This is a genomic window from Micromonospora sp. NPDC005413 (genome assembly GCF_040606435.1).
Lineage (GTDB): Bacteria > Actinomycetota > Actinomycetes > Mycobacteriales > Micromonosporaceae > Micromonospora.
Window position 1 is genome coordinate 86217 of record NZ_JBEXEV010000007.1, and the last position, 22385, is coordinate 108601.

The window sequence follows — 22385 nt, forward strand, 5'->3', positions numbered from 1 at the left end:
CGGTTCGACGAGGGGTGGGTGATGCGTTGTACGACGATCAGCTGTGCCTGGTCCGGCGGCGCGGACGCTCGCCGCCCTCGCCACCTTCGCCGCCGCCGCCACCCTCGCCGCCGCCACCTTCGCCGCGCTCCGGTCCACGGCCGCCCCGGTCGCCGCCACGCTCACGGTCGCCCCGGTCACGCGGACCCCGGTCGCCCCGGTCCCGGCCAGCCGGACGGTCGCCACCGGCGGCCTCAGCGGCCGGCGGTGCCTCGGTGCCCTCCGGGCGGACCTTGTCCAGGTAGATCTTGCCGCGGGCGTCGATGTCAGCGATCTCGACCTCGACCCGGTCGCCGACGTTGAGGAAGTCCTCAACGCGCTCGACCCGCTTGCCGTCGCCCACCTTGGAGATGTGCAGCAGGCCGTCGCGGCCCGGCAGCAGCGAGATGAACGCGCCGAACGCGGCGGTCTTGACCACCGTGCCGAGGAACCGCTCGCCCTGCTTCGGCAGCGTCGGGTTGGCGATCCCGTTGATCCGGTCCACGGCCGCCTGGGCCGACGGGCCGTTGGTGGCGCCGACGTAGATCGTGCCGTCGTCCTCGATGGAGATCTCGGCGCCGGTCTCGTCCTGGATCGCGTTGATGGTCTGCCCCTTCGGGCCGATCACCATGCCGATCTTGTCGACCGGGATCTTGACGGTGGTGACCCGCGGCGCGTAGTCGGACATCTCGGCCGGAGCCTCGATCGCCGCCTTCATCACACCGAGGATGATCTGCCGGGCCTCGTTCGCCTGCTGCAGCGCGGCGGCCAGCACGTCCGACGGGATGCCGTTGAGCTTGGTGTCGAGCTGGAGCGCGGTGACGAAGTCCGGAGTGCCGGCGACCTTGAAGTCCATGTCACCGAACGCGTCCTCGGCACCGAGGATGTCGGTCAGCGTCACGTACTGGGTCTTGCCGTCCACCTCGTCGGAGATGAGCCCCATCGCGATGCCGGCGACCGGCGCCTTCAGCGGGACACCCGCGGAGAGCAGGCCCAGCGTCGACGCGCAGACCGAACCCATCGAGGTGGAGCCGTTGGAGCTGAGCGCCTCCGAGACCTGCCGGATGGCGTACGGGAACTCCTCGCGCGACGGCAGCACCGGGATCAGCGCGCGCTCGGCGAGGGCGCCGTGGCCGATCTCGCGACGCTTCGGCGAGCCGACCCGGCCGGTCTCACCGGTCGAGTACGGCGGGAAGTTGTAGTTGTGCATGTAGCGCTTGCGGTTCTCGGGGGACAGGGTGTCCACCATCTGCTCCATGCGGAGCATGTTCAGCGTGGTGACGCCCAGGATCTGGGTCTCGCCCCGCTCGAACAGCGCCGAACCGTGCACCCGGGGCAGCACGCCGACCTCGGCGGTCAGCGCCCGGATGTCACGCGGGCCACGCCCGTCCATGCGGACCTGCTCGCGCAGCACGCGGTTGCGCACCTCGGACTTGGTCAGCGACCGGAAGGCAGCGCTGAGCTCCTTCTCCCGACCCTCGAACCGACCACCCAGCTCCTCGGCGACCCGGGCCTTGACGCGGTCCAGGGCCTCCTCGCGGTCGGCCTTGCCGGCGATGGTGATCGCCTCGGCCACGTCGGCGCGAGCCAGCTCGGCGACGGCGTCGTACACGTCGTCCTGGTAGTCCAGGAAGACCGGGAACTCGGTGACCGGCTTGGCGGCGACCTCGGCCAGCTCGCTCTGCGCGCGGCACAGCTCACGGATCGCCGGCTTCGCGGCCTCCAGGCCGCTGGCCACGATCTCCTCGGTCGGGGCAGTGGCACCGGCCGAGATCAGGGCGACGGCGTTCGGCGTGGCCTCGGCCTCGACCATCATGATCGCGACGTCGCCATCCTCGAGCGTGCGACCTGCCACGACCATGTCGAAGGTGGCCCGGGCCAGCTCCTCCAGGGTCGGGAAGGCGACCCACTGGCCGTCGATGTGGGCGACCCGGGTCGCGCCGATCGGGCCGGAGAACGGCAGGCCGGAGAGCTTGGTCGACATCGAGGCGGCGTTGATCGCCACGACGTCGTACGGGTGCTGCGGGTCGAGCGCGAGGATGGTCTCGACGACCTGGACCTCGTTGCGCAGGCCCTTGACGAACGACGGGCGCAGCGGCCGGTCGATCAGCCGGCAGGTGAGGATCGCGTCCTCGCTGGGCCGACCCTCACGGCGGAAGAACGAGCCGGGGATGCGGCCCGCGGCGTACATCCGCTCCTCGACGTCGACGGTCAGCGGGAAGAAGTCGAACTGCTCCTTCGGGTGCTTACCGGCGGTCGTGGCGGAGAGAACGACCGTCTCGCCCAGCTGGGCGATGACGGACCCGGCGGCCTGGCGAGCCAGCCGACCGGTGGAGAAGGTGATCTCGCGGGTGCCGAAGGACCCGTTGTCGATCACGGCGGTGCGGGATTCGGTGCCGAGTTTGGTCTCGGTCATGTGCTGTCGTGCTCCTTCGCGTCGTGGGCCCACGACATCGGGGAGCTGCTCAGCCGGCCGGTCTTCGATCGAAGCGCCCGGGGGCCGGCATCATGCCGGGTTCCCGGGGGCCACTACCGGAGACCGGTACGCTGACCGGCTCCCTCTCGGGTGGTCGCGCGGCCCGTGTTCTTCAGGTGGGACGCCGTACGGGGGAGCGGCCGGTCGGCCACTCCCCCGTCACGTCACCGGCGCAGGCCGAGCCGCTCGATGAGCGACCGGTAGCGGGCAATGTCCTTCTTCTGGACGTAGTTGAGCAACCGACGGCGCCGGCCGACCAGCAGCAGCAGCCCACGGCGGCTGTGGTGGTCGTGCTTGTGCACCTTCAGGTGCTCGGTCAGTTCGGCGATCCGCTTGGTGAGGACCGCGACCTGGACCTCCGGCGAACCGGTGTCGCCCTCGGCGGTCGCGTACTCCGCGCGGATGGTGGCCTTGGCTTCCTGGTCGAGCGCCATGTTCTCCCTGTTTCGATGGGTTGATCAAGTAGGTGTCCGTCGTCCCGATGGACCGGGAACGGACCGGTACCTCGCACCCGCGGCGTCGAGCAGGCACGCGAGGCCCCACGCCGGTCACCCGACGTCTCGGCAAGACTACCAGCACTCGGCGGTAACACCCGGCCAAGGGCCTCGGCAGGGCCACGCCAGCCCCGTGACGATCAGGCCAGAGTGCGCCGGGTGCGCGCGACGTCCTGGTCCATCTGGGCGATCAACGGCTCGATCGAGTCGTACCGGATCTGCCCGCGCAGGTGCGCCACGAAGTCCAGGGCCAGTCGCTCGCCGTAGAGGTCACCGTCGAAGTCCAGCGCGTACGCCTCCACCCGCCGCTCCCGGCCGGAGAAGGTCGGGTTGGTGCCCACCGACACCGCCGCCATCAGTGGCTCGTGCTGCCCGCGGCGGATCAGCCGGGCCGCGTACACCCCGTCGGCGGGCACCGCCGCGTACCGGTGGCAGAGCATATTGGCGGTCGGGAAGCCCAGCTCCCGCCCCCGCTGGTCGCCCCGGACCACCACGCCCTCCAGCCGGTGCGGGCGGCCCAGCGCGGCGGCCGCCGCGCCCACGTCGCCCGCGTCGACGCAGGATCGGATGTACGTGGAGGAGAAGACGGTGCCGTCCTCGGCGACCAGCGGGCCGCCCTGCACGCCGAAGCCGAAGGTCTGCCCCAGCCGCTCCAACAGCGCCACGTCACCGGCCGCCCGGTGCCCGAAGCGGAAGTTGCTGCCGATCACCACCAGCGCCGCGTGCAGGTGCTCGACCAGGACGTCGTGCACGAACTGCTCGGCCGGCAGCCGGGAGAACTCCGGGGTGAACGGCACCACGCAGAGCACGTCCACGCCGAGCGCCTCGATCAGCTCCGCCTTACGGGCAGGCTCGGTGAGCACCGCCGGATGCGAACCGGGGCGGACCACCTCGGCCGGGTGCGGGTCGAAGGTGACCACCACCGACTGCACGCCCAACTCCCGTGCGCGGGCCACCGCGTGCCCGATGGTCGCCTGGTGCCCCTGGTGCACGCCGTCGAAGACGCCGATGGTGACGACCGAGCGCCCCCACCCACCGGGCGCCGCGTCGTACCCCCGCCATCGCTGCATGCCGTTCCTCCCCTGCTGTTCCGCCGGCCGGCGGGTCGACACCGCCGGCCACGGGCCGGCGGACCTGCACCCCGCCGTCAGGCCGGGGCGAGCACGATCTCCGCGCGGGCCCGCCCGTCCCGCTCGCTGACGATAGCGATCAGGCCGCCCGTCGGCCCGAAGACGGCGTACGGCCCGGCAAGGCCGGTCGGGTCCAGCGGCCCACCGTGGGCGAGCACCCGGGCCTCGTCGGGCGTGGCCTCCCGACGTGGGAAAAATCGGTCGGCCGCCGCGTCCAGCGGCAGGTTCACCACGTCCGGGGCGCGCTGCTCCAGCTCGTCGAGGGTCGCCGCCTCGGCGAGGGTGAAGCCGCCCACCGCGGTCCGACGGAGCGCGGTCAGGTGGCCGCCGACGCCGAGCGCCAGGCCCGCGTCCCGGGCGATGGCCCGGATGTACGTGCCGGAGGAGCAGGTCACGTCCACGTCCACGTCCACCACGTCCGGCTCGGTGCGGCGGATCGCCAGCACCTCCAGCCGGGAGATGGTGACCCGCCGCGCGGGCAGTTCGACGCTCTCCCCGTCCCGGACCCGCTTGTACGCCCGCTGCCCGTCGATCTTGATGGCGCTGACCGCGCTCGGCACCTGGTCGACCTCGCCGGCCAGGGCGGCCAGCGCCGACCGGATCGCGTCGTCGGTAATCTCGCCGGCGGGCGCGGTGGAGATCACGTCGCCCTCGGCGTCGTCCGTGACGGTGGCCTGGCCGAGCCGGATGGTGCCGGCGTAGCTCTTGCCCGCGCCGATCACGTAGGTCAGCAGGCGGGTGGCCCGACCCACACCGATCACCAGCACACCGGTGGCCATCGGGTCGAGGGTGCCGCCGTGCCCGACCCGCCGGGTCTTCGCCAGCCGTCGGATCCGCGCCACCACGTCGTGCGACGTCATGCCGCCGGGCTTGTCGACCACAATCAGACCATCGGTGCTCACGACGCCCAAGCCTGCCAGATGTCTCGTACGCCAATGCCTGAGGGCGGCCCCCGCGTGACGCTCAACGGACCGCGCCGGTTACCGCCCAGTTGCCGTTGCGGAGTCGCAGCAGCAGCGCGACCAGCCGGATCACCACGAACAGGGTGAGCCCGGCCCAGATGCCGCCCAGCCCGAGGTTGAGCCCGTACGCCAGCCAGATGGCCGGCAGGAAGCCGCCGAGCGCCGCCACGATGGTGAGGTTGCGCAGGTAACGCACATCGCCGGCGCCGATGAGCACGCCGTCGAGGGCGAACACCACCCCGGCCAGCGGCAGCATGACGACGAACCACGGCCAGGCCACCATGGCCTGCTCGCGTACCTCCGGATCGGAGCTGAACCACGACGGTACGACGCCGGCGCCGGCGGCGATGAGCAGCGCGAAGCCGACACCGCAGACGCCGCCGAGCAGCCCGATCCGGCGGGCGAGCGCCCGGGCGCCCGCGTCGTCGCCGGCACCGAGCGCAGCGCCTACCAGGGACTGCGCGGCGATGGCCAGCGCGTCGAGCACCAGCGCGGTGAAGAACCAGAGCTGCAGGGCGATCTGGTGGGCGCCGACGGCGGCAGCGCCGAAGCGGGCGGCGACGGCGGTCGCGGAGAGGAAGCTGGCCTGGAACGCCAGCCCACGGATCAGCAGGTCCCGGCTGAGCACCAACTGCTGGCGGATCACTCGGGGCCGGGGCCGCAGCGACACCCGCTCGGCAACCAGCGCTGCGGCGAAGAGCACCCCGCAGAGCGTCTGCGCGACGACGTTGGCCACCGCCGAGCCGATCAGGCCCAGCCCGGCGGGGTAGACCAGCAGCGGGCAGAGCAGCGCGGAGAGCAGGTTGGGGCCGAGCACGAAGAGCAGCGGGCGGCGAGTGTCCTGCACACCGCGCAGCCAGCCGTTGCCGGCGGCGGCGAGCAGCAGGCCGGGGGCGCCGAGGGCCGCGATCCGCAGCCAATGTGCGGCGGCGTCGGCCACCTCGCCACCACCGCCGGCGAGGGTACGCGCGAGCGCTCCCCCGCCGAACTGCATGCCGATCGCGATCAGCAGGCCGACACCGAACGCCAGCCAGGACGACTGGACGCCCTCGGCCACCGCGGCTGCCCGGTCACCGGCGCCGAAGCGGCGGGCCGCGCGCCCAGTGGTGCCGTACGCGACCACGGTGCCGACCCATGCGGTGAGCGTCATCACGGTGCCGCCGACGGCGAGCGCGGCGAGCGGCACCCGGCCGAGGTGGCCGACCACGGCGGTGTCGACCAGCACGTAGAGCGGCTCAGCGGCGAGCACCACGAGGGCCGGCAGGGCGAGGCTGGCGATCCGCCGAGGCGAGGCGGATCGGTGGATGGTGGCGGCGGTCTGACTCATCGCCGCCGATCCTGGCACGAGCGCAGTAAGGATCGCAATCCCGCCGACTGCTTACTCCGTCGGTGGGTGGCGCTCAGGCTCGTCGCGGTCCCCCGGGCAGCGCCTACCGTCGGGCAGCCGGGCCGGCCGGGAGCGGGCCTCTGGTCAGAGGCTTTGGAGCTGATGTCGTAGACGAATCACGTCTCGATGTCGCAAACGATTCAGCTCCAAAGGCGCACCGTGGGACGCCCGCCTCCTCCGACGGCACTGACCCGAGGATCACTGCCGGACGGTTCGGGTCACTGACGGGTGTCCATCGACGTCTGCAGCGCGCGGCGGGCCTGCTCGCGGGCGTCGTCGGTGGTCTCGGGCTTGGGCTTGTTCGGCATGGTGGCGCTCCTTCCAGGGTGCGAGCCACCGACACGCGGCGGCCCTCACGGGCGGTCGTGCTGAGCGCCCCACGGCAGTCCGGGGTTACCGGAGCAGCCGACTGGGCAGCGTGAGCCCGGGTCGGTCCGACCCTGGAGGGAGGCGGCACGGGGTGTGGCACCACCGCCCATGACCTGCACCGCTACGCGGCACCGGTCGCCTCCCAAGCTATCGTTCAGGTCCACATGCTGCTCACGGTTCCCGCCATCTGGACAGTCGGCAACCCGGCTCAGCGGGCCAGGAAGTGCCAGCCCAGCCACCACCAGAAACCGAACAGACCGATCCGGCCCACCGGCACCGGGCCGACCTCGTAGCGCATGAGGTACGCGCAGACCTCGCCCAGGGTGGGGATCCGGGAGCCCTCCCGACGGGCCATCCACTCGACCACCGCGAAGAGGGCGAACGCGATGAGGAAACCGCCGATCGCGAGCGCTCGCATCATCGCCGCACCAACCCCCAGAAAGCCGCCAGCCAGGCGAACCAGGCCGCCGACCGGGTCAGGTGATCTTCCAGGAGGGGGTCGGCCAGCCGGGAGAAGGTCGGAAAGTCGTCGCCGACCGCCAGCACGAAGGTCGTGCCCTCGAAGACCCCGAAGACCACCACGGGCACTGCCCACCAGGCCGCCCTCGCGTCCAGACGACGCGGTGCCGGTCGGCGGGGAACCCGATTGCTCAGACCGAGCCAGATCAGCACCCCGCCAGTGCCGAGGGTGAACAGATTCGCCTCGGTGGAGAACGAAGCGAACCGACCACCGACGAGCGACAGACAGACGAGGACGGGAACAGAGACGGCGGGCCGGTCCCAGGCGCGGGGGGCCTCCACGGTGAGGTCGTGCGGCTGCTCCATCCCGCAATTCTTCCCGGTCGCACGGAGCGCGGGAAGACCAACACTCCCCGGAGCTGACCCTGATCTTCCTTCTGGGGTGACGCGTGGCGTCGCGGTCAGGCGTCGAGTCGGATCAGCGCCGCGTCGAGCTGGCCCCGGATCGCGTCGACCACCTGCTCGACGGTCCCCCGACCGGTGAACCCGGCCGCGAACTTGTGGCCGCCACCACCCAGCGCGACCGCGACCCGGCTGACGTCCACCGCGCCCTTGCTGCGCATCGAGACGGCCCACTCGCCGGACGTGGTCTGCTTCAACACGCAGCTCACATCCGCCTCGGCGGTGCAGCGCACCGAGTCGATCAGCGCCTCGAGCACGTACGGTCGCTGATCATGCCGAGCCAGGTCGTCCAGGGTGGCGAAGGTCCAGACCAGCCCTCGGCCGCCAGCGGCGGCCGGCTCCAGCCGAGCCCGACCGAGCACCTCACCGAAGAGGCGGACCGCGCCGAAGGGCCGGGTGTCGAAGACCCGCCGGGAGATGTCGCCGGGCGAGATGCCGGTCGCCAGCAACCGGGCGGCCATCTGATGCACCGCCGGGGTGGTCGCCTCGAACCGGAACGAGCCGGTATCCGTGGTCAGCGCGACGTAGAGGCACTCGGCGATGGCCGGATCCGGCGCAACCCCGAGCCGGGCCAGCAGTTGCTCGGCCACCACCGACGTCGCCGCGGCACCCGGGTCGACGAGGTTGACCGTGCCGAAGCCCGGGTTGGAAGCATGGTGGTCGAGCACCAGCGCCGCGCCCGCGGACGACAACCGCCCGGCCAGCTCGCCGAGGCGCGACTCGCTCGCCGCGTCGAAGCAGATCACCAGATCGGGTGCCGGGTCCGCGGCGTTCGCCGGGACCAGGAGGTCCAGCCCAGGCAGCCCACGGAACGGCTCGGGCACCTCCGGCGGCCCGGGAAAGGTCGCCTGCACGTTGCGTACGCCGAACTGCCGCAGACCCAGACCGAAGCCGAGCATGCTGCCCAGCGCGTCGCCGTCCGGGTTGACGTGGCAGATCAGCAGCACCCGACCGGTCGGTGGGAGGGCCCGCACCAGCGCCTCGGCCGCGGCCCAGTCCGCCTCGACGGGGCCGGCTCCGGCCGCCGCGGCGAGCGGGGCGCTGGCGGTGCTCGTCACCGCGTTTCCCCACCCCGAGGGGTCTCCTTGACGTCGGTGGCCTCATCGGCCTCGTCCGTCTCGTCGGCCTCGTCCGTCTCGTCATCCACCCGGTACGGCTGCGCTTCGCCCGCGTACGCCGCCTGAGCGGCGAGCCTCTGCACCTCCGCGTCGGCGTTGCGGGCGGCGGCGAGCAGGTCGTCGATGTGCTTGACCTGGTCCTGCACGTCGTCGAGGACGAACGTGAGAGTCGGCGAGTGCCGCAACCCGAGCGCCTTGCCGACCGTGCTGCGCAGCAGCCCCTTGGCGCTCTCCAGCGCCGCCGCGGTGTCCGCCTGGGCAACCGCGTCCCCGAGCACCGTGTAGAAGACCGTCGCATCGCGCAGGTCGGCGGTGATCCGGGCATCCGTGATCGTGATCATGCCGAGCCGCGGATCCTTGATCTGGCTCCGCACCACCGACGCAACCAGCTCACGCACCCGTTCCGCGTGCCGGCGTACCTTGGCCGGATCAGACATCTCGCCACCTCCACGGCGTCTTGCTCCCGGTCGACCCGGCGACCCGGGGGCCGCCGGCCCGACCGGCCAACATCTCGAACACTACCTTCGCGGCCGCACCGGTCGCCCGGCACAGCCCGCACCGTGGTCAGTCGTCGTCCACGCCGTACAGCCGTCGGCGGACCGACAGCAACTCGACCTCGGGGCGGCCGGCCACCAGGTGCTCACAGGAGTCGAGCACCTCGCGGACATGCCCCGTCTCGGCGGCCACCACGGCCACCGCTATCTGCGCTCGACCATGCAGGTCGAGCGCCCCCACCTCGGCGGCCGACACCTCGAAGCGGCGCAGTGCCGCCACGATCGGCCGTACATATGATCTCTTGGCTTTGAGCGACCGGGAGTCGCCCGGCAGCAGCAGGTCGAAGACCGCGGTTCCGGTGAACATCACCTCGGACGATACCGCCACACCGCCCCGCATGATCAAGGGGTTTACGCCAGCCGGCGTAAACCCCTTGATCAGCGTGTCACTGCCGGATCAGGCGCGAACCTTCTCCCGCATCTCGAAGGTCTCGATGACGTCGCCGGCCTGGACGTTGTTGTAACCACCCAGGGTCAGACCACACTCGAAGCCCTCGCGGACCTCCGTGGCGTCGTCCTTGAACCGCTTCAGCGAGGTGATCGTGAGGTTGTCCGCCACGACCGTCCCGTCCCGAAGCAGCCGAGCCTTCGCGTTCCGCCGGATGATGCCCGACCGGACGATACAACCGGAGATGTTGCCGATCTTGGACGAGCGGAAGACGTCGCGGATCTCCGCGCTGCCCAGCTCGACCTCCTCGTACTCCGGCTTGAGCAGGCCCTTGAGCGCTGCCTCGATCTCCTCGATGGCCTGGTAGATGACGGTGTAGTACCGGATCTCCACGCCCTCGCGGTCGGCCATCTCACGGACCTTGTTCGAGGCCCGCACGTTGAAGCCGATGATCGTGACCGGCTCGGACGAGGCGCTCGCGAGCATGACGTTGCTCTCGGTGATCGCGCCAACGCCCCGGTCGAGGACCTTGAGCTGGACTTCCTCGGGGATGTCGAGGTTGAACAGCGCGTCCTCCAGGGCCTCCACCGAACCGGAGACATCACCCTTGAGGATGAGGTTGAGCGAGGTCTTCTCGCCCTCCTTGAGCTGCTCCATGAGCGTCTCAAGGGTGGCCCGACCACGGGAGTTGGCGAAGGACGCCGCCCGCCGCCGTGCCTGCCGCTGCTCGGCGATCTGCCGCACCGTACGGTCGTCCGCCGCCGCGAGGAACGTGTCGCCCGCGCCGGGAGGCGCGGTCAGACCCAGCACCATGACCGGACGCGCCGGCCCAGCCTCGGAGAGCTGGTTGCCGTTCTCGTCGAGCATCGCCCGGACCCGGCCGTGCGCCCCACCGGCGACGATCGAGTCGCCAGCCCGCAGGGTGCCCTTCTGGACCAGCACCGTCGCCACCGCACCGCGACCCTTGTCCAGGTGCGCCTCGATGGCCACACCCTGCGCCGGCCCGTCGATCGGAGCGGTCAGCTCCAGCGACGCGTCGGCGGTCAGCAGGACAGCCTCGAGGAGTTCCTCGATGCCGATGCCCGGCTTGGCTGCCACGTTGACGAACATGGTCTCGCCGCCGTACTCCTCGGCGACCAGGCCGTACTCGGTCAGCTGCTGGCGGACCTTGTCCGGGTTCGCGTCCGGCTTGTCGACCTTGTTGACCGCGACCACGATCGGCACGTCGGCCGCCTTGGCGTGGTTCAACGCCTCGATCGTCTGGGGCATCACACCGTCGTCAGCCGCGACGACCAGGATCACGATGTCCGTGACCTGGGCACCACGGGCACGCATGGCGGTGAACGCCTCGTGACCCGGGGTGTCGATGAAGGTGACCGCCCGGTCCACGCCCTCGTGCGGGACGTGCACCTGGTAGGCACCGATGTGCTGGGTGATGCCACCCGCCTCGCCGGCCACGACGTTCGCCTTGCGGATCGCGTCGAGCAGCTTGGTCTTACCGTGGTCGACGTGACCCATGACGGTCACCACCGGCGCACGGCTGACCAGACGCTCCTCGGCCACCTCCGCGTCGAGGTCGATGTTGAACTGCGCGAGCAGCTCGCGGTCCTCGTCCTCCGGGCTGACGATCTGGATGTCGAAGCCCAGGTGCTCACCCAACAGGTGCAGGGTGTCGTCAGAGCAGGACTGGGTCGCGGTGACCATCTCGCCCAGGTTGAACATCTCCTGGACCAGCGAACCCGGGTTGGCGTTGATCTTGTCGGCGAAGTCCGACAGAGACGCGCCACGGGAGAGCCGGACGATCTGACCCTGACCCCGGGGAGCACCCGAGCTCATGGTCGGAGCCGACAGGTTGTCGAACTCCTGTCTGCGCTGCTTCTTGGACTTGCGACCACGCGTCGGCCGGCCACCCGGACGCCCGAAGGCACCCGCGGCGCCGCCGCCACGGCCACGACCGCCCGCACCCGGACGCCCGCCGCCACCGGACGGAGCACCCGGACGGAAACCGCCACCGGGAGCACCGCCACCGCCGCCGGGACCGCCACGGTAGCCACCGCCACCGCCGGCACCCGCGCCGCCACCAGGGCCGCCGCGGTAACCGCCACCGCCGCCGGCGCCACCGGCGCCACCACCGGGACCGCCACGGAAGCCACCGCCGCCACCGCCACCGGGACGACCCGCGCCGCCACCGGGGCGACCAGCGCCACCGGGGCCGGGACGACCGGCAGCCGGACGCTGGCTCGGCATGGACGCCGGGCTGGGCCGCGGCGGCATCGAGTTCGGGCTCGGCCGCGGCGGCATGCCCGCCGGGCTGTTGGGCCGGGGGCCACCCGCGCCAGCGGCCGGCGGCCGCTGCTGGCCACCCTGGATGCCGAACGGGTTGTTACCGGCGCCGCGCGTCGGCGGGCGACCGCCCGGCCGGGCACCCGGACCCGGTGCCGGCGTGCCCGGACGGGCGGCCGGTGAACCAGGACGGGGTGGCATCGCGGCGGGACCCGGCCGAGGGCCGGGCCGGTTGCCGTCTGCCGGAGGCTCCCGGCGAACGGGGTTGTCTCGCTGCTGCTGACGGGCGGCCTGCGCGGCCTTGACCGCGGCCTCCTGCTCAGCCTTCAGCGCGGCGGCACGCGCCTCCGCGGCCGCCACCTCGATGTCGTGGGCGCTCGCCGGCTTGGCGACCGGAGCCGCGGGCTGCGGCGCAGCGGGCACCGGACCCTTCGGCTTCGGACCGGGTGCCGGCGCGGTCGGCCGCCGAGGCGGCATCGGCCGGGCCGAGACCCGGGGCGCACCCGGGGTCGGAGACGTCGTCGGGGTCGAGTCTGAAGCCGGCGCTGGCGCTGGCGCGGACGCCGACGGGGCGGCCGGCGCCGGAGCACCGGCGGACGCGACGAATGCGTTACGCAGCCGTCGGGCGACGGGCGCCTCGACGGTGCTGGACGCGGACTTCACGAACTCGCCCATTTCCTTCAGCTTGGCGAGAACGGTCTTACTCTCGACCCCGAGCTCTTTTGCAAGCTCGTGTACGCGGGCCTTGCCTGCCACTGCACTCCTCACTCCGAGGTCGTGCGGGCAGCACCCGCAGCGACCTCACTCGTGCACTTGAAGCCTGGTCATTTCAGGGACTTCATCGTGTGCTCATGTCGGTCGTCCTACCCTGCTAGCGACCCTCGCCCGGTCGGGCTGACCGGACGTAGTGGTTGGCGCATCGACGTGCTCCGCCAGCGCACCGTGGTCAAGGACCTCGGTGATGCGCAGCGCACGCCCGAAGGCGCGGCGCCGCACTGCCAGCGCGAAGCAGGCCGGATCCGGGTGCATGTTCGCTCCCCGACCCGGCAGCCTGCGAAGCGGATCAGGCCGGAGGCTGTAACCAGCCTCGTCCCTGACCGCGACGATCCGCAGCAATTCGCTGGCCGGCGCACGTTTCCGGCAACCCACACAGGTGCGCTCCGGCTGCGCGCGTCGTACCACTGGAGGAAGTCTACCCCTAGCTGCCCGAGATCGCGCTGCCCGGCTCCCGCACGTGATCAGCTGCCCCACGCGCGGCCGGGGCGGTCTGCTCCGCGTCGGAGCGAATGTCGATCCGCCAACCGGTCAATCGGGCCGCGAGTCGGGCATTCTGCCCCTCCCGACCGATCGCGAGCGAGAGCTGGAAGTCGGGAACGGTCACCCGGGCGGCTCGATTGGCCAGGTCGACCACCTCGACCCGCAGGGCCTTGGCCGGCGACAACGCGTTGCCGACGAAGGTGGCCGGGTCGTCCGACCAGTCGATAATGTCGATCTTCTCACCGTGCAGCTCGCTCATCACGGCGCGAACCCGCTGACCCATCGGGCCGATGCAGGCGCCCTTCGGGTTCACCCCGGGGGTGGTGGAGCGTACGGCGATCTTCGTACGGTGACCTGCCTCACGGGCGATCGCACCGATCTCCACCGTGCCGTCGGCGATCTCCGGAACCTCCAGCGCGAACAGCTTCTTGACCAGCGCCGGGTGCGACCGGGACAGGGTGATCTGCGGCCCGCGCATGCCCTTGGCCACGTGCACCACGACGCAGCGGACCCGCTCGCCGTGGGCGTACCGCTCGCCAGGCACCTGCTCGGACTGCGGCAGCACGCCCTCCAGCTTGCCCAGGTCGACGCTGACGATGCCCTTCTCGGTTCGCGTCTCGTGCGCCTGCACCACGCCGGTGACCAGGTCGCCCTCGCGGCCCACGTACTCACCGAAGTGCACCTCGTCGGTGGCCTCCCGCAGACGCTGGAGGATCACCTGCTTGGCGGTCATGGCGGCGATCCGGCCGAAGTCGTGCGGGGTGTCGTCCCACTCCCGAACGAGACTGCCGTCCTCGTCCATCTCCTGCGCGTACACCAGGGCGGCGCCGGTTTTGCGGTCGATCTCCACCCGGGCGTGCGACTCGGCGCCGTCGGTGTGCCGGTAGGCGGTCAGCAACGCGGTCTCGATCGCCGCGAGAATCGTGTCGAACGGGATCTCCCGCTCGCGCTCGAGTGCGCGCAGCGCCGCGAGGTCGATGTTCACCTCTCCTCGTCCTCCACATCATCTTCGTCGTCGATGTCGTCTGAATCGTCGATCTCGTCTGAATCGTCCGCGTCGTCGAACTCTTCGTCCGGCTCGCCCAGCTCGGCGAGCCGGGTGAACTCAACCTGCACGCGGCCCGGGCCCAGTTGGGCGTACGCCCAGGAGGCGCGGCCGTCGTCGGTCTCCAGTTGCACGCCTTCGTCGTCGGCCGCGATCACCCGGCCGGTCAGCTGGCGGTCACCGGCGGGCTGCTCGCCACGCTGGCCGGGCAACGCGGCCGTGCCCCGGGCGGTGACCTTGACCAGCCGGCCCACGTTGCGTCGCCAGTGGCGGGGCAGGGTGAGTGGCCGATCGACGCCCGGAGAGCTGACTTCCAGCTGGTACTCCCCGGCGACGATGTCGCCACCGGCTTCCTCCGCGGCGTCCAGCGCAGCCGAGACAGCGCGGGAGACGTCCGCGACGGCGTCCAGGTCGATCCCGCCGTCGGCGTCGACCATCACCCGCACCACGTGCCGGCGACCGGCCCGGGAAACCGACAGGTCCTCCAGGTCGTAGCCCGCGTCGTTGACCACGGGCTCGATCACGGCCCGCAGCCGAGCACGCCGCGCGGAGAGGTCACCGCCTCGGGGACCCGCGCCATCGCGGGGTCGACCCGTGGGCCTGGTGGCACGGCCACGCTGCGTCATCTCCGCACCCTTTCCCTGGTCGACGACGACCGGGTCGTCACGCCATGCCGGCACGCCACCGGAGCGGACGCGCCGGTGGCTGCGCAGAGCGTAACGCGCCTGCCCGGCGGCGGGCCGGGCGGCGCACCGACGCCGGTGCCCCCCGGACCGGCGTGAATGGTGTTGACTTGCCCGGTGGGGATCGGCAGAGCGACACAGCGCGACCAAGCATCCGGACATTCCCGGCGAAAGCTCCTGCGCGTCGGGGCGCTTCTGGCGCTCGGCGGCGCTGCGGCGCCGCTGACCGGCTGTGATCTTTTCGACCGCGACGATCAGCCAGCGCCACCGCCGGACCCGCTGCGGCCGATGGTGGACGAGTCACTCGCGCTGGCCGCCGCGCACCAGACGAGCGCGGCGGCGCATCCCGAGCTGGCCGACCGGCTCGGCCCGATCGCTGAGGCGCACACCGCGCACGCCACCGAGCTGGCCCGGGTGATCGGCGTCGCCCTGCCGTCGACGGTCGCCGCCGCCCCGACCACCGCACCGGTAGCCGACCCGACCGGCGCGCTCGCAGCCCTGCGCGCGCTGGAGAAGACCGCCCAGCAGTCGGCCACCGTCGCCTGTGCCGCGGCGCCCGCGGAACGGGCAGCGCTGCTCGGGTCGATCGCCGCCGCCCGGGCCACCCATCAGGAGGCACTGAAGTGAGGCAACCGTCCGCCGGGGAGGCGCTCGCCTCCGCCCTCTCCGCTGAGTACGCGGCCATCTACGCCTACGGGCGGATCGGCGTCCGGCTCACCGGGGCCGCACGGGAGGCGGCACACCAGGCGGAGGCCGCGCACCGACGCCGGCGCGACACGCTGGTCATGCAACTCACCACCGCAGGCGGCGTCGTGCCGCCGGACCGCGCCGGGTACGCGCTGCCGTTCCCCGTCACCGACCGGCCAAGCGCTCTGCGGCTCGCCGCCGAGGTGGAGGAGCGCACGGCCGCGCACTGGCGGGCCGCTCTGGCGTCCACCACCGGCGCCGACCGGGACCAGGCACTGGCCGCCCTGGTCGAGTACGCCGTACGGGCCACCCGCTGGCGGAAGACGGCCGGGCTGACCCCGCTGACTGTCCCGTTTCCCGGTCGGCCAACCTGAACCGGTCTGCTCCGGTTGCGGTGCGCATACCAGGTATGCATACTCCGTTGCCATGTCCATCCGTCACGGGTTGCTCGCCCTGCTCGAACGCGGCCAGATGTACGGCTACCAGCTGCGCGCCGCGTTCGAGGAGTCGACCGGCTCGACCTGGCCGCTGAACATCGGGCAGGTCTACACCACGCTGTCCCGGCTGGAACGGGACGGTCTGGTGCGTCCGCTGCCGGAGAGCGAAGCCGGGCAGCGCCCGTACGAGATCACCGACGCCGGCCGGGCGGACCTGGCCCTCTGGTTCGCCACCCCGGTCAGTCGTACCGAACGACCCCGCGACGAGCTGGCGATCAAGCTGGCGTTGGCGCTGACCACCCCCGGGGTGGACGTCCGCTCGGTGGTGCAGGCCCAGCGCAGCGCGACGATGCGGGCCCTGCAGGAGCTGACCCGGTTGAAGTACGGCAGCAACCGCCCGGAGGACCTCCCCTGGCGCCTCGTGCTGGACTCCATGGTGTTCCAGGCCGAGGCGGAGGTGCGCTGGCTGGACCACTGCGAGACGAGTCTGGTCCGGCACCAGCCCAGCGGCCCGGCACCCCCCGCTCCTCCTCGACCGGGGGACGGCGACGCGCGTGACGCGGCGCGATGGGCCGGCGAGGAGGCGCGACGGTGAGCGGGTCGGACGACGCGGTGCTGGACCTGCGCGCCGTCCACCGCACCCACGGGGCCGGAGCGGCGGCGGTGCACGCGCTGCGCGGCGTCAGCCTGGTTGTTCGGCCCGGTGAGCTGGTCGCCGTGATGGGCCCGTCCGGCTCCGGCAAGTCGACGTTGCTGGCCCTCGCCGGTGGGCTGGACCGCCCGACCCGCGGCGAGGTCCGGGTCGAGGGGCAACCGCTGGGAGCACTGGACCGTCGCGGGCTGGCCCAGCTGCGCCGCCGCCGGATCGGCTACATCTTCCAGCAGCTCAACCTGCTGGGCAGCCTGAGCGCACTGGAGAACGTGGCGCTGCCGTTGGAGCTCGACGGCGTCAGCGGACGCCGGGCGCGCGCGTTGGCCCTGGCCGCGCTCACCGAGGTGGGCCTGCCCGCACTGGGTGACCGCTTCCCGGACCAGCTCTCCGGCGGTCAGCAGCAGCGGGTGGCCATCGCCCGCGCTCTGGTGGGCGAGCGCCGGCTCGTGCTCGCCGACGAGCCCACCGGGGCACTGGACTCACAGACCGGTGAGGCGGTGCTGCACCTGCTGCGCCGCCGGATCGACGCGGGCGCCGCCGGGGTGCTGGTCACCCATGAGGCGCGGCACGCCGGCTGGGCCGACCGGGTGGTGTTCCTCCGCGACGGCGTGCTGGTCGACACGACGGCACCGCTGAGCAGCGTCGAGCAGTTGCTGTCCGGCAGCGACCGGTGACCATACGCCGTGCGGTGCGGGCACCCGGCCGGGTCGACGCACCCGCGGCGCGGCCGATCACGTCACCCGCCGCCGTCGGCCGGCGGCGGATCGCCGAACTGACCGGCTCCTGGCGGACGGCGCTGCGGATCGCCCGGCGGGAGTCACGCCGGGCCCGACGACGAACCGCCCTGGTGCTCGCGATGATCGCCCTGCCGGTGGCGGCGCTGGCCTTCCTGGCGGCGAGCTACGACATGGCCGAGCTGACCCCTCAGGAACGCGTCAACCGGCGGCTCGGCGTGGCCGACGCGGAGCTGCGCTGGGTTGCTGACACCCCGGTGAGACAGGACGAGTGGGGTGACAGCTGGTACACGCCCGAGGGCGAGCACTCAGCCGCCGGCACTGCGACCGCCGCCCAGGTGACCGCACTGCTCGGACCGGGCAGCCGGGCCACCGAGGTGCGCACCCGGGTCTCGCTGACACTGCGGGGCCCGCACCGGAACGAGGACGTGGACGGGCGGGTGCTGGACCTCACCGATCCTTTGGCCCGCGGGCTGGTGCGGTTCCGCGCCGGCCGGGCGCCGCAGCAGGCCGGCGAGGTCGCGGTGAGCCCGGCGGCGCTACGCCGCCTGGACCTGCGCCTCGGCCACGCCGTGGCCGTCGCCGACGGGAGCAGGGCGTACACGGTGGTCGGGGTGGTCGAGTTCCCCGACGATCTCGGCGCGGTGGTGGCGCTGCATCCAGGGGCGGTGCCACGGACCGGCTCCGAACCGGACAGCACCTGGCTGGCGGACGTACCCGGCACCGTCGACGCCGCGCTGGTGTCCCGGCTCAACGACCGGGGTGTGGTGGTCGTCCCACGTCATCCGGCCGGCGCGGCCGAGTCGAACCGGGTCTTGTCCCGGTCGATCGGTCCGAGCGACCCCGGCGACCTGAGCACCCTCGTGCTGATCGCCGGCCTCGGGCTACTGGAGGTCGTGCTGCTGGTCGGGCCGGCCTTCGCCGTCGGCGTCCGTCGCCGACGACGGGACCTGGCGCTGGTCGCGGTGGCCGGCGGCGACGCAGCCCAGCTTCGCCGGGTCGTACTGGCCGACGGGGTCGTGCTGGGCGTCCTGGGCGCCGCCGTCGGCCTACTTGTCGGCGTCGGCGCGGCGTTCGCCGGTCGTCCGCTGGTGGAGCAGTACGTCTTCGGCGCCCGCTTCGGCGGATACCGCTGCTGGCCGACCGCCCTGGCGCTGCTCGGTGGGGTCGCGGTGCTGGCCGGGGTGCTCGCTGCTCTGGCACCGGCCTGGACCGCGGCCCGACAGGACGTCAGCGCCGGGCTCGCCGGGCGACGCACCCCACCGGTGTCCCGGACCCGGTGGTTGGCCATCGGGTTGGCACTGGTGGGCGGCGGGGCGGGCCTGGCGGCGTTCGGGGCCACCCGCACCTCCCCCGCGGTGATCCTCACCGGCCTGATCCTGGGCGAACTGGGCCTGGTGTGCTGCACACCCACGCTGATCGGAGGGCTCGCCCGACTCGGCCGGGTGTTGCCACTGGCGCCACGGATCGCGCTGCGCGATGCCAGCCGCAACCGGGCCGCCGCAGCGCCGGCCATCTGCGCCGTGATGGCCGCCGTCGCTAGCAGCGTCGCGCTCGGCGGTTACCTGGCCAGCGACGGCACGCGCGACGCGCATGCCTATCAGCCGGCGCTGCCGACCGGCCACGTGCTGGTCAACCCGAACGAGTCTGGCCGGCAGGCCACGCTGGCCCAGGTCACCGCCGCAGCCCGGAAACAGCTGGGTACCGGCGGGGTCGCACCGGTGTACGCGGTGGGCTGCGCGCCAGCGGGCACCGGTTACTGCGACGTCGAGCCGGTGCTGCCGCCGGAGCGGGCCTGCCCCTTTCAGCCCGGGGACAGCCTCTCCGAGGCGCACCGCCGGCAGGCCCGGGCCGACCCGCGCTGCCTGATCCGTGCGGCGGACTACTACGGCGGCTACGTCGCGACGGAGGTGGACGACGGAACCGCACTGCCGCTCCTCACCGGCGCGGACCCGGCGGCGACCGCCGCCGCCACGGCGGTGCTGCGTGCCGGCGGTGTGGTGGTGACCGACCCGCGCTACCTGCACGACGGCCTGGTGACCATCCGGGTGAGCCAGGCGGACGCCGGGCCGGACCGACCGACGGCCACCCGAGACCTTGCCGGGTACGCGCTGCCTGTGGCGGTCGGCCAGTCCCGCCTGCTGCTGTCCACGGCCGCGGCCCGACAACTCGGCCTGAGCTGGTCCCCGGCTGGCTGGGTGATCGGCACCACCACAGCGCCCGACGAGGCCCAGCAGAAACGGTTCGCCGCCGACCTGCGGCCCTACGGGACCTTCTCCCTGTCCGTGGAGTACGGCGGCGCCCCCCGCGACGTCTCACCGCTGCTTCTGCTGCTCGCGGCGGCAGCCGGGCTGATCACGATAGGGGCGGCCGGCATCGCCACCGCGCTCGCCGCCGCCGAGGGGCGCTCCGAGCTGACCACCCTCGCGGCCGTCGGCGCGGCACCCGGGGTACGCCGACTGCTGGCCATCTGCCAGGCCGGGGTCATCGCCGGCCTCGGTTCGGTGCTCGGCATCGTGGCCGGGCTGGGCACCGCCGCGATCGTGCTGTTCTCGGTCAACCGGCAGTACGCCACCGACTGGCCGATTCCCGACCCGTACCCGTTCCTGGTGCCGTGGCCCGCACTCGGGGTCCTGGTGCTGGTGCCGGTGGTGGCGATGCTCGGGGCGGGTCTGTTCACCCGCGCCCAACTGCCGATCGAACGGCGGCTGGACTGACTCCACGGCCTGGCCGGCCGGTTGGTGACCCGGGCGCGCACGGGGGTGCCGCAGAGGCGCGGCAGCCGGCAGACTGACCCGCGTGTCAGTCCTGGGAACCCTCACCCGTCGAGTCGGTCATCACCGCTGGTTCGGCGCCGCCGCACGTCTACTGGTCCCCGCCGACCGGGTGGTCGGTCGACTCACCCGGGGGCGGGTGGTCGCACTCGGCCTGATCCCGTCCCTGGTGATCACCACGACCGGCCGCCGCTCCGGCAAGCCCCGCAGCAATCCGCTGCTCTACGTGCCCGACGGCGACGCGTACGTGGTGATCGGCTCCAACTGGGGGCAGACCCACCAGCCCAGTTGGGCGACGAACCTGCTCGCCGATCCGGTCGCGGAGGTGAACGTCAAGGGGCGGCGGCTCCCGGTGCGGGCAGAGCCGGCCACCGGCACCGAACGGGACCGGCTGTGGCAGCTGCTGGTTACCGAGTGGCCCGCGTACCGCACGTACGTGCAGCGGGCGGGCGACCGGGAGATCCGCATCTTCCGGCTGGTGCCGACCGGGCGCGGCGCACCGGCCGGTCCGCCGTCGGCTGGCTAGGCTGACGCTGGGCAGCGAACAACGGAGGCCCCGTGAGCGCTAGCAGCGAACAGGCCGGTGTTGGCCGGGGCCTCGACGATCGACGGTGGACGGTCGCGGAGCGGGTCGCCGAGGCGGTCCGACGGCGGTTCCCGGCCGACGTGCTCGCGGTCGCGGTGCACGGGCCCCTGGCGCACGGCGACGACGACGGCGGTGGGGACCGCGAGGCGGGAATGCTGGTGGTCACCTACCGGTCGGGCACCGGCCCGCCGCCCGCGACCCGGCGGGTGGACGGGGTGCTGGTCGACCTGACGGTGGCCGCCGCTGAGGACTACCTCGCGCAGGCCCGGGTGCTCTCCCCGCTCTGGCCGCTGACCGCCGACCGGTACGTGACCACGCAGGCGTTGCACGATCCGACGGGCTGGTTGCGGACGCTGCGCGACGAGCATCTCGGCCGGCTGGCCCGGGCCCGGCCGGCGGAGTTCAGCACCGCGGCCCGGCAGGCCTGGTATCGGGGCAGCGCGGCGCACTCCCGGGCCGCCCGGCTCGCCGAGTGGTACGAGACCGACCAGGCGCTGCTGATGCTCGGTGAGGCGCGGTTGGCGGCGGCCACGGTGACCGGCCTGCTGAGCCGCACCTACTTCCGTGACCCCGGGGACGCGGTACGACGCACCGGGTTGGCCGGCGCGGACATGACCGAGGTGGGTGTGGTGCTGACCCGGCAGGCCGAGGAGTTGGCCGCCCGTGGTCGCGCGGTCGACGGCACCGTCGACGAGCTACTCACCACCTGACCGGCGTCACAGCCCGCCCTGCACGCCGATCAGCGAGCCGATCAAATAGGTGGCGCCGGCGGCTGCGGCGCCCAGCAGCAGTTGGCGCAGACCGCCCGTCCACCAGGGACGGTTGGTGAAGCGGGCCACCACCGCACCGGCGGCGAACAGCCCGAGCCCGCCGACGGCGAGTGCCAGCCACAGCTCGGTGGCACCGAACAGGTACGTCAGCAGCGGGATCAGCGCGCCCACCGAGAAGAACAGGAACGACGAGATCGCCGCCGTCCAAGGGCTGGGCTGGTCGTCGGGGTCGACGCCCAACTCCTCGCGGACGTGCACCCGCAGCGCCTCCTCCGGGTCACGCCGCACCGCCTCCGCGACCTGGGTGGCGAGATCCCGGGGAAGGCCCCGTGCCACCCAGGCGTCGGCCAGTTCGCGGGCCTCCGCCTCGGGGTGCCGTTCCAGTTCGCGCCGCTCCTTTGCCACCTCGGCGGCGACCTGTTCGTTCGCGGAGCGCACGCTGGTGTACTCGCCGAGCCCCATCGAGATCGCACCGGCCACCAGGCCGGCGGAGCCGGTCAGCACGATGCTGCGTGGCGACACCCCGCCGCCTCCGACACCGGCGATCAGGGCGATGTTGGTGACCAGACCGTCCATCGCACCGAAGACGGCCGGGCGCAGCCAGCCGCCGGAGACGTCCGCGTGGTGCGCCTCACGCAGCGCCGCTGGGGTGTCGGTCAC

22 protein-coding genes are annotated in these 22385 nt (G+C 72.7%); 7 read left to right on the forward strand and 15 right to left on the reverse strand.

The genetic code is table 11. The annotated features are described in order from the left end of the window. Positions 1-37 precede the first annotated feature (37 nt). The 14 genes from ABZS37_RS11535 to rimP form a co-directional block, all read right to left on the reverse strand. Complete coding sequence (locus tag ABZS37_RS11535) at positions 38-2434, reverse strand: polyribonucleotide nucleotidyltransferase (protein ID WP_355167950.1); 2397 nt, start codon at positions 2432-2434, stop codon at positions 38-40. Between the two features lie 224 nt (positions 2435-2658). Beyond that, positions 2659-2928 carry a 30S ribosomal protein S15 gene (gene rpsO, locus ABZS37_RS11540; protein ID WP_074317913.1) on the reverse strand — a complete coding sequence of 90 codons (270 nt, stop codon included), beginning with the start codon at positions 2926-2928 and terminating at the stop codon, positions 2659-2661. A gap of 200 nt (positions 2929-3128) precedes the next feature. Further along, positions 3129-4058: a bifunctional riboflavin kinase/FAD synthetase gene (locus ABZS37_RS11545; protein WP_355167952.1), complete on the reverse strand. Its 930-nt coding sequence runs from the start codon at positions 4056-4058 to the stop codon at positions 3129-3131. A 77-nt stretch (positions 4059-4135) separates the two neighbouring features. Continuing rightward, on the reverse strand, positions 4136-5020 hold the full coding sequence (truB, locus tag ABZS37_RS11550) for a tRNA pseudouridine(55) synthase TruB (RefSeq protein WP_355167954.1): 885 nt from the start codon (positions 5018-5020) through the stop codon (positions 4136-4138). Positions 5021-5081: 61 nt separating this feature from the next. Then, complete coding sequence (locus ABZS37_RS11555) at positions 5082-6407, reverse strand: MATE family efflux transporter (RefSeq protein WP_355167956.1); 1326 nt, start codon at positions 6405-6407, stop codon at positions 5082-5084. Positions 6408-7044: 637 nt separating this feature from the next. Further along, on the reverse strand, positions 7045-7254 hold the full coding sequence (locus ABZS37_RS11560) for a DUF6186 family protein (protein ID WP_355168122.1): 210 nt from the start codon (positions 7252-7254) through the stop codon (positions 7045-7047). Next, entirely contained in the window at positions 7254-7661 is a 408-nt protein-coding gene (locus ABZS37_RS11565) for a hypothetical protein (protein ID WP_354993213.1), read from the reverse strand. The genes ABZS37_RS11560 and ABZS37_RS11565 overlap by 1 nt, the downstream gene beginning before the upstream one ends. Before the next feature lie 95 nt (positions 7662-7756). Next, on the reverse strand, positions 7757-8815 hold the full coding sequence (locus ABZS37_RS11570) for a bifunctional oligoribonuclease/PAP phosphatase NrnA (RefSeq protein ID WP_355167958.1): 1059 nt from the start codon (positions 8813-8815) through the stop codon (positions 7757-7759). Next, a complete protein-coding gene (gene rbfA, locus ABZS37_RS11575) occupies positions 8812-9312 on the reverse strand; it encodes a 30S ribosome-binding factor RbfA (RefSeq protein WP_354993211.1) in 501 nt (166 codons plus the stop codon). Before rbfA ends, ABZS37_RS11570 begins: the two co-directional genes overlap by 4 nt. A gap of 127 nt (positions 9313-9439) precedes the next feature. Next, the gene (locus tag ABZS37_RS11580) at positions 9440-9736 is read right to left on the reverse strand and encodes a DUF503 domain-containing protein (RefSeq protein WP_355167960.1); all 297 of its coding nucleotides are present in this window, start codon (positions 9734-9736) and stop codon (positions 9440-9442) included. A 90-nt stretch (positions 9737-9826) separates the two neighbouring features. Then, a complete protein-coding gene (infB, locus tag ABZS37_RS11585; RefSeq protein WP_355167962.1) occupies positions 9827-12856 on the reverse strand; it encodes a translation initiation factor IF-2 in 3030 nt (1009 codons plus the stop codon). Positions 12857-12949: 93 nt separating this feature from the next. Then, on the reverse strand, positions 12950-13282 hold the full coding sequence (locus ABZS37_RS11590; protein WP_354993208.1) for a YlxR family protein: 333 nt from the start codon (positions 13280-13282) through the stop codon (positions 12950-12952). A 16-nt stretch (positions 13283-13298) separates the two neighbouring features. After that, on the reverse strand, positions 13299-14342 hold the full coding sequence (gene nusA, locus ABZS37_RS11595) for a transcription termination factor NusA (protein ID WP_355167964.1): 1044 nt from the start codon (positions 14340-14342) through the stop codon (positions 13299-13301). Beyond that, positions 14339-15028: a ribosome maturation factor RimP gene (rimP, locus tag ABZS37_RS11600; protein ID WP_355167966.1), complete on the reverse strand. Its 690-nt coding sequence runs from the start codon at positions 15026-15028 to the stop codon at positions 14339-14341. The genes nusA and rimP overlap by 4 nt, the downstream gene beginning before the upstream one ends. A gap of 156 nt (positions 15029-15184) precedes the next feature. On the opposite strand from rimP, the gene ABZS37_RS11605 reads away from it, so the two are divergent. From ABZS37_RS11605 to ABZS37_RS11635, 7 genes are all read left to right on the forward strand, one after another. Next, on the forward strand, positions 15185-15712 hold the full coding sequence (locus ABZS37_RS11605; RefSeq protein WP_355167968.1) for a hypothetical protein: 528 nt from the start codon (positions 15185-15187) through the stop codon (positions 15710-15712). Continuing rightward, positions 15709-16146: a ferritin-like domain-containing protein gene (locus tag ABZS37_RS11610; protein ID WP_355167970.1), complete on the forward strand. Its 438-nt coding sequence runs from the start codon at positions 15709-15711 to the stop codon at positions 16144-16146. Before ABZS37_RS11605 ends, ABZS37_RS11610 begins: the two co-directional genes overlap by 4 nt. A 52-nt stretch (positions 16147-16198) precedes the next feature. Further along, complete coding sequence (locus tag ABZS37_RS11615; RefSeq protein ID WP_354993203.1) at positions 16199-16804, forward strand: PadR family transcriptional regulator; 606 nt, start codon at positions 16199-16201, stop codon at positions 16802-16804. Then, a complete protein-coding gene (locus tag ABZS37_RS11620) occupies positions 16777-17535 on the forward strand; it encodes an ABC transporter ATP-binding protein (RefSeq protein WP_355167972.1) in 759 nt (252 codons plus the stop codon). Before ABZS37_RS11615 ends, ABZS37_RS11620 begins: the two co-directional genes overlap by 28 nt. Further along, positions 17532-20312: an FtsX-like permease family protein gene (locus ABZS37_RS11625; RefSeq protein ID WP_355167973.1), complete on the forward strand. Its 2781-nt coding sequence runs from the start codon at positions 17532-17534 to the stop codon at positions 20310-20312. Before ABZS37_RS11620 ends, ABZS37_RS11625 begins: the two co-directional genes overlap by 4 nt. Before the next feature lie 82 nt (positions 20313-20394). Next, positions 20395-20895 (forward strand): nitroreductase/quinone reductase family protein, encoded by a 501-nt coding sequence (locus tag ABZS37_RS11630; protein WP_355167974.1) that lies wholly within the window; start codon positions 20395-20397, stop codon positions 20893-20895. A 32-nt stretch (positions 20896-20927) separates the two neighbouring features. Then, positions 20928-21665, forward strand: a complete 738-nt coding sequence (locus ABZS37_RS11635; RefSeq protein ID WP_355167975.1) for a nucleotidyltransferase domain-containing protein — start codon at positions 20928-20930, stop codon at positions 21663-21665. A 6-nt stretch (positions 21666-21671) separates the two neighbouring features. Here the strand turns inward: ABZS37_RS11635 and ABZS37_RS11640 are convergent, their stop codons facing one another. Beyond that, positions 21672-22385 (reverse strand): VIT1/CCC1 transporter family protein, encoded by a 714-nt coding sequence (locus tag ABZS37_RS11640; RefSeq protein WP_354993198.1) that lies wholly within the window; start codon positions 22383-22385, stop codon positions 21672-21674.